Annotated in this window: 7 protein-coding genes and 1 pseudogene; 2 read left to right on the top strand and 6 right to left on the bottom strand. The window is 68.8% G+C overall.

The window, feature by feature from the left end; translation table 11 throughout:
* A partial coding sequence (locus tag ACOMD9_RS20220; protein ID WP_421417801.1) for a LysR family transcriptional regulator occupies positions 1–901 on the bottom strand: 901 nt, incomplete at its 3' end.
* A gap of 45 nt (positions 902–946) precedes the next feature.
* Between ACOMD9_RS20220 and ACOMD9_RS20215 the strand changes: the two are divergent.
* A pseudogene (locus ACOMD9_RS20215) lies at positions 947–1,843 on the top strand (DMT family transporter); the annotation flags it as partial.
* A 10-nt stretch (positions 1,844–1,853) separates the two neighbouring features.
* Here ACOMD9_RS20215 and trmB read toward each other — a convergent pair.
* The 3 genes from trmB to thiS are packed head-to-tail and all read right to left on the bottom strand — an operon-like array spanning position 1,854 to position 3,664.
* Complete coding sequence (trmB, locus tag ACOMD9_RS20210; protein ID WP_421417800.1) at positions 1,854–2,588, bottom strand: tRNA (guanosine(46)-N7)-methyltransferase TrmB; 735 nt, start codon at positions 2,586–2,588, stop codon at positions 1,854–1,856.
* A gap of 27 nt (positions 2,589–2,615) precedes the next feature.
* Entirely contained in the window at positions 2,616–3,413 is a 798-nt protein-coding gene (locus ACOMD9_RS20205) for a thiazole synthase (RefSeq protein ID WP_421417799.1), read from the bottom strand.
* A 50-nt stretch (positions 3,414–3,463) separates the two neighbouring features.
* Positions 3,464–3,664 carry a sulfur carrier protein ThiS gene (thiS, locus tag ACOMD9_RS20200; RefSeq protein WP_421417798.1) on the bottom strand — a complete coding sequence of 67 codons (201 nt, stop codon included), beginning with the start codon at positions 3,662–3,664 and terminating at the stop codon, positions 3,464–3,466.
* A gap of 116 nt (positions 3,665–3,780) precedes the next feature.
* Between thiS and ACOMD9_RS20195 the strand changes: the two genes are divergently transcribed.
* A complete protein-coding gene (locus ACOMD9_RS20195; RefSeq protein ID WP_421417797.1) occupies positions 3,781–4,155 on the top strand; it encodes a DUF423 domain-containing protein in 375 nt (124 codons plus the stop codon).
* Here ACOMD9_RS20195 and ACOMD9_RS20190 read toward each other — a convergent pair.
* Positions 4,152–4,565: a PaaI family thioesterase gene (locus tag ACOMD9_RS20190; protein WP_421417796.1), complete on the bottom strand. Its 414-nt coding sequence runs from the start codon at positions 4,563–4,565 to the stop codon at positions 4,152–4,154. The two genes, ACOMD9_RS20195 and ACOMD9_RS20190, sit on opposite strands and share 4 nt — an antisense overlap.
* 158 nt (positions 4,566–4,723) lie before the next feature.
* A complete protein-coding gene (locus ACOMD9_RS20185) occupies positions 4,724–6,898 on the bottom strand; it encodes a malate synthase G (RefSeq protein ID WP_421417795.1) in 2,175 nt (724 codons plus the stop codon).
* Positions 6,899–6,948 lie beyond the last annotated feature (50 nt).

Here is a 6,948-nt window from a genome sequence, read left to right as displayed (position 1 = left end):
CACCGATGCCCCGCCATGGCCCGCGCTGGGCCAGGCGATCGCGCAGCAGGCTGGCCAGTGCCTCGACGGCCGGCCGCGAGGAGGCCTCGATGTGTCGGGCAAAGTGCAACCTCGCCTCACAGCGCTGCAGCGCCGGCAGGCCATGCCCTACGTCCAGCTCGCGCATGGCCGGCGTCAGCCGTTCACGGTCGAGGACACTGATCGCCAGCCCCATTTCCACCGCCTTCTCGATGGCATGAATGCTGGTGCTGGTGAAGACCGCATGCCAGGGCTTGCCGATGCCTTCCAGGGATTCGATGGCCAGGGCCCGATAGGGACAGTCGACCTCATGGAGCGCCAGGGGCAGGCATGGGCGCGTGTCCAACTCCCCCCGCCGCGGACCGGCCCATACCGGCGTGGTACGCCACAGGGTCTCTCCCCCCGGCAGCGAATGCGGCCGATCCAGTATCACCGCCAGCGTCAGCCGGGAGCGGCTCAGCTGTCGCGCCAGCTCGCCGCTGGTGGCGGTGACGACTTCCAGCAGGACATCGGGATGACAGGCCATGAACTCCGGCAGCACGTTGCCCAGCAGCTCGCGGGCATAGTCTTCCGGAAGCCCCAGGCGCACCTTGCCTCCCAGCCCACGGCCGGTGAAGCGCGACAGCATGCCGTCGTGCAGGCGCAGCAGCTCCCGCGACTCCTGCAGCAGGGCCTCGCCGATCGCGGTGGGCGTCACCCCGCGCGAGCCCCGCTCCAGCAGCCGCGAGCCCAGCACCTCTTCCAGGCGCTTGATCTGCATGCTGATGGCGCTGACGGTGCGATGGCGCTGCTGCGCCGCCGCCGCCAGCGACCCCAGTCGGGCGGCGGCCTGGAAGCTGCGTAACAGCTCGAGATCCAGCGCCGCGGTCGAGACTTCAGCCATATTGAAACCTGATTGAAGACAATATCGATTCATTGAAGTCGATATATGCCTCAGGCTCAAGGCCCGGTCATCGAGGGAGATATCGAGATGCCTCTGCCCTTCACATCGCTGCTGGTCGCCGTGGGCTTCGTGGTGTGCTGGAGCTCGGGATTCGTCGGCGGGCGACTGGCGATCGAGGCCGACACGCCGGTGCTGGCGCTGTTCGCCTGGCGCTTCCTGCTGGCCAGCCTGCTGGTCGGCCTGTACTGGCGGCTGCGCAGGACCGGCCGGCCGGCACGGCGGGACGTCCTGCGCGAAATGGCCATCGGCAGCCTGACCATGGGGGGATACCTGCTGGGGGTGATCCTGGCGATCCGGCTCGGCGTCAGCACCGGCGTGACCGCGCTGATCACCGCCCTGCAGCCATTGCTGGCGGCGGCGCTGGCCGGCCCCTGGCTCGGCGAGCGCCTGGCCGCCCGTGGCTGGGTGGGCATGGCCATCGCCACCCTGGGGATGATGCTGTACGTGGCCGACGATCTCGAGCACGGCGGCCAGGCTCCGCCGTGGGCCTACCTGCTGCCGCTCGGCTCGGTGGTGGCGGTGACGCTGGGCAGCCTGCTGGCCGTGCGCTGGGCGACGGCGATGCCGATCTCGGCAACCCTGCTGTCCCAGCTCCTCGCCGCCACGGGCATCTTCACGCTGGCCGCCCTGATCGCCGGCGGTGGCACCCTCGCGTTTCCCGCCGCCGACCTGGCCAGCGTCACCGCGCTGGGCTGGCTGATCGTGCTATCGAGCCTGGGTGGGTACGGGTTCTTCGTCACCAGCCTGCGGCGGCTCGGGGTGACCCTGACGTCGACGCTGGTCTATCTGACCCCCGCCGTGACCCTGCTCTGGGCGGCGGCCATGTTCGGCGAACGCCCGGGGGGACAGGGCATCATCGGCATGGGCATCGCCATCGCCGGTGTCGGCCTGGCTATTCGCTGCGTCGATACATCAGGTCCCAGACACCATGACCGAGACGCTCGCCACGGGCCTCGAACTTGGTCAATGGACGAAACTCGGGGCGGGGCACGAAGGGTGCCGTCTCCGCGGAAGCCAGATTGCAATAGCCCGGCACCACACCCATGACCTCGGCCATCCAGTCGGCATAGGCCTCCCAGTCGGTGGCCATGTGGAAGACACCGCCAACCTTGAGCCGGGTACGCACCAGCTCGACGAAGGCCGGCTGCACGATGCGTCGCTTGTGGTGCTTCTTCTTCGGCCAGGGGTCGGGGAAGAAGAGCTGCACGGTATCCAGGCTCGCCTCGGGCAGGCACTGTTCGAGCACCGCCAGGGCATCCTCGCGATAGACGCGCAGATTGCTCAGGCCCCGCTTGTCGGCCTCGTCGAGCAGCTTGCCGACGCCGGGCGCGTGCACCTCGATGCCGATGAAATCGGTCTCCGGATGACGCTCGGCCTGCTCGACCAGCGAGGCGCCCATGCCGAAGCCGATCTCCAGCACCCGCGGCGCCTGGCGGCCGAACAGGACATCGAGGTCCTGCCGGCCATCCGCCAGCGTCAGGCCCAGCCGCGGCCAGACCTCCTCGAGGCCACGGGTCTGGGCCTGGGTCATCCTCCCGGCCCGCAGCACGTAGCTCTTGATGCCACGGCGGTGCAGCGGGGCGTCCGGCCCTTCCGGGCCGGTGCTGTCGTGTTGCGACTCGTTCATGCGACGTGCTCGAAATTCGTTCCAGGGTCAGCCGTTGATGCGACCGGCAAAGGGAGAGGAGGGATCGGCCGTCTGGCGCCGCGGCATGCGCCCGGCCAGGAACGCCTCGCGGCCGGCCTCGACGGCCTTCTTCATGGCACTGGCCATCAGCACCGGCTGGCGGGCATGGGCGATCGCCGAGTTCATCAGCACGCCGTCGCAGCCCAGCTCCATGGCGAGGGCCGCGTCGGAGGCGGTGCCGATCCCGGCATCCACCAGCACCGGCACGTCGGCCTGCTCGATGATCAGGCGGATGTTGTGCGGGTTCTGGATGCCGTGGCCGGAGCCGATCAGCGAGCCCAGCGGCATGATGGCACAGCAGCCCAGTCGCTCGAGCTCGCGGGCGACGATGGGGTCGTCGCTGGTGTAGACCATGACGTCGAAGCCGTCGGCGATCAACTCCTCGGCCGCCGTGAGGGTCTCGACGACATTGGGGTAGAGGGTGGACTGATCCCCCAGCACCTCGAGCTTGACCAGCTTGTGACCGTCGAGCAGCTCGCGCGCCAGCTTGCAGGTCCGCACCGCGTCCCTGGCCGTGTAGCAGCCGGCGGTGTTGGGCAGCAGGGTGAAGCGCTCCGGCGGCACCGCGTCGAGCAGGTTGGGCTCGCCGGCCTCCTGCCCCAGGTTGGTGCGGCGCACCGCAAAGGTGACGATCTCGGCACCGCTGGCGGCGATGGCCTCGGCGGTCTCGTCGAAGTCGCGGTACTTGCCGGTGCCGACCAGCAGGCGCGAGGTGAATTCGCGTCCGGCGATACGCAGCGGCTGGTCCTGGAAAAAGTCACTCATGCTTGGCTCCTGTATACCCGTGGAAAGTTCGGCAGCCGGCGGCCCGTCGACTAGCCGCCGCCGATGGCATGGACGACCTCCACCCGGTCGCCCTCGGCCAGCCGGATCTCGTCGTGCTCGCTCTTGGGCACGATCTCCTCGTTGACCTCCACGGCGATGCGTCGACCGGCGAGCCCCAGGGACTCGACCAGCTCGGCGACCGTGAGGTCGGGCGTCAGGGTGCGCGCTTCGCCATTGAGCTGGATCTGCATGGCGTCCTCTCTTCGTGCTCGGGGATTCGCGGGCCACCATTGTAGCCGAGTCGGGCCGGCCGGGGTACGGTAGGCACCGATTCACGACGATTCTCTGGACGCGGGGAGGCTCACCCATGCAGGACAGGTGGTGGTGGTTCGCCGGGGCGCTCTCGGGGGCCCTGGTGGTGATCGCGGGGGCCTTCGGCGCCCATGCCCTGGAGGGGCGGCTCGATCCACGGCTGGCGGCCGCCTTCGAGACCGGGGTGCGCTACCAGGCGTGGCACACCCTGGCGCTGCTGGCAGTGCTGGCCTGGCGTGCCACCACACCCCTGGCGGGCCAGCGCCTGGCCCTGGGCCTGTGGGTGGCGGGCATGCTGCTCTTCTCGGGCTCGCTCTACGCCATGGCGCTCACCGGCGCCCGCGGCCTGGGGCTGGTCACGCCGGCGGGCGGGGTGCTGATGATCGCCGGCTGGCTGGCCCTGGCCGTCGGCGTGCTGCGTGCTCGCTAGTCGTTGTCGGGCAGGACGTAGGTCGCCGTGACCAGCGCCACCGGTGCCTCGTCCCCGGCGGAGAAGAGCTGAACCTCACCTACCGCCAGGCGGCGCCCCAGCTTGAGGAGGCGGGCGTTGGCGATGATATCGCGATCTCCCCGGGGGCGACGCAGGAAACGGCAGTGCAGATCGCTGGTCACCGCCATGGGCTCGGGGCCGACCTGGGCGAGGATCGCCACATAGAGGCAGACGTCGGCCAGGCCCATCAGGGTGGGACCGGAAACGCTCGCCCCGGGGCGCAGGTGCTCGTCCTCGATGGCCAGGCTCATGGTGGCCCGCATGTGATCGACGCCCTCGATCGTCCCGGAACGCTGGGGAAAGACCTCGTCGAGGAAATCCTCGATGGCGGCGGCGGTCATCACGGTCATGGCATGGCTCCTGCGGGTCGGTGGCGAGGGGAACTCTGGCGTCAACATAACCGAAAGCGCCCCGGGCAGGTACCCGGGGCGTCTCTCAACACGAGCTACGAGCTACGAGCGCCAGGGGATCCCTTCCTTGCCGCTCGCCACCCGAGGCCCGAGGCCGATCATTTCGCCTTGTGCACGGCGCGCCAGTGGTGCAGCAGCGGCTCGGTGTAGCCGGCGGGCTGCACGCGACCCTTGAAGATCAGGTCGCTGGCGGCCTGGAAGGCCGTGGAGGCCGAGAAGTCGGCACTCATCGGCGTGTAGTCCGGGTCACCGGCGTTCTGCTCGTCGACCACCTTGGCCATGCGCTCCAGCGTCTCCTGGACCCGCGGGGCGTCCACCACGCCATGATGCAGCCAGTTGGCGATGTGCTGGCTGGAGATGCGCAGGGTGGCGCGGTCTTCCATCAGGCCGACGTTGTGGATGTCCGGCACCTTGGAGCAGCCCACCCCGTGCTCGACCCAGCGCACCACGTAGCCGAGGATGCCCTGGCAGTTGTTGTCCAGTTCCTGCTGGATCTCCTCGTCGGACCAGTTGGCTTCGGCGGCCACCGGCACGGTGAGCAGGTCGTCCAGGTAGTCCGGTTCGCCCTGGGCCTCCAGTTCGCGCTGGATGGCGGTGACATCCACCTGGTGGTAGTGCAGGGCGTGCAGGGTGGCGGCGGTGGGCGACGGCACCCAGGCGGTGTTGGCACCGGCCTTCGGGTGACCGATCTTCTGCTCGAGCATGGCCGCCATCAGGTCCGGCATGGCCCACATGCCCTTGCCGATCTGGGCGCGACCACGCAGGCCGCAGGCCAGGCCGACCTGGACGTTGCTGCGCTCGTAGGCCTGGATCCAGGCGGCGTTCTTCATGTCGCCCTTGCGGATCATCGGGCCCGCTTCCATGGCGGTATGCATCTCGTCGCCGGTGCGATCGAGGAAGCCGGTGTTGATGAACACCACCCGCGAGGCGGCCTCGGCAATACAGGCCTTGAGGTTGACGGAAGTCCGGCGCTCCTCGTCCATGATGCCCATCTTGAGGGTGTCACGAGCCATGCCGAGGACGTCCTCGACACGACCGAACAGCTCGTTGGCGAACGCCACTTCCTTCGGGCCGTGCATCTTCGGCTTGACGATGTACATGGAACCGGCGCGGGAGTTGCGCGGCTCGCCTTCGCCCTTCTTCAGGTCGTGCAGGGCGACAAGGCCGGTGACAACACAATCGAGGATGCCTTCCGGCAGCTCGTTGCCGTCGGCGTCGAGCACCGCCGGGGTGGTCATCAGGTGGCCGACGTTGCGCACGAACATCAGCGAACGGCCCGGCAGGGTGACGTCTTGACCGCTGGCGTTGGTCCAGCTGCGGTCGCCGTGCAGGCGGCGAGTGATGGTCTTGCCACCCTTCTCGACCTGCTCCTCCAGGTCACCCTTCATCAGGCCCAGCCAGTTGCCGTAGACACCGACCTTGTCCTCGGCGTCCACCGCGGCGACGGAGTCCTCGCAGTCCATGATGGTGGTCAGCGCCGCCTCGACGATCACGTCCTTGACACCGGCGGGGTCGGTCTTGCCGATCGGGTGGCTCGGGTCGATCTGGATCTCCAGGTGCAGGCCGTGGTTGACCAGCAGGATGGCCTCGGGGTTGGCGGCATCGCCATTGAAGCCGACCAGCTTGCCCGGGTCCTTGAGCCCCGTCTCGCGGCCCCCCTCCAGGGTCACCACCAGATGGCCGTCGCGCAGGACGTACTTGACGGCATCGCGGTGGGAGCCGGTGGCCAGGGGAGCGGCCCGGTCGAGCACGCCGCGAGCATAGGCGATGACCTTCTCGCCGCGCTTCGGGTTGAAGCTGGAACCCTTCTCCGCGCCGCCCTCCTCGGAAATGGCATCGGTACCATAGAGGGCGTCATACAGGCTGCCCCAACGGGCATTGGCGGCGTTCAGCGCGTAGCGGGCATTGCTCACCGGCACCACCAGCTGCGGGCCGGCCTGGACGGCGATCTCGCGGTCGACATTGGCGGTGGTGACGCCGACCTCGGCCGGGGCCTCGACCAGGTAGCCGATCTCCTCGAGAAAGGCACGGTAGGCGGCCATGTCGCGGACCGGGCCCGGGTTCTCGCGATGCCAGGCGTCCAGTTTCTCCTGCAGGCGATCACGCTCGGCGAGCAGTTCACGGTTCTTCGGTGTCAGATCATGGAAGAGGGCATCTACGCCGGACCAGAAGGCCTCGGCATCGACACCGGTTCCCGGGAGCGCCTGCTCGTTGATGAATCGGTCCAGCTCCGCGGCCACCTGCAGACGGTGGCGAGTGACGCGTTCGGTCATTGTGGATCTCCTCGTGCTTGGCAGCCGGTCGCCGGTTGTACCGGTCGGCC

It is taken from the genome of Halomonas terrestris, from assembly GCF_049166755.1.
Taxonomy (GTDB): domain Bacteria; phylum Pseudomonadota; class Gammaproteobacteria; order Pseudomonadales; family Halomonadaceae; genus Halomonas.
The sequence above is the reverse complement of the archived record's forward strand: the minus strand, read 5'-3'. Positions and strand labels throughout refer to the sequence as shown.

Bases quoted from the DNA above. Each gene is read 5' to 3' on its own strand.
- trmB (WP_421417800.1), bottom strand. From the start codon at position 2,588: ATGAACGAGTCGCAACACGACAGCACCGGCCCGGAAGGGCCGGACGCC.
- ACOMD9_RS20205 (WP_421417799.1), bottom strand. From the start codon at position 3,413: ATGAGTGACTTTTTCCAGGACCAGCCGCTGCGTATCGCCGGACGCGAA.
- thiS (WP_421417798.1), bottom strand. From the start codon at position 3,664: ATGCAGATCCAGCTCAATGGCGAAGCGCGCACCCTGACGCCCGACCTC.
- ACOMD9_RS20195 (WP_421417797.1), top strand. From the start codon at position 3,781: ATGCAGGACAGGTGGTGGTGGTTCGCCGGGGCGCTCTCGGGGGCCCTG.
- ACOMD9_RS20190 (WP_421417796.1), bottom strand. From the start codon at position 4,565: ATGACCGTGATGACCGCCGCCGCCATCGAGGATTTCCTCGACGAGGTC.
- ACOMD9_RS20185 (WP_421417795.1), bottom strand. From the start codon at position 6,898: ATGACCGAACGCGTCACTCGCCACCGTCTGCAGGTGGCCGCGGAGCTG.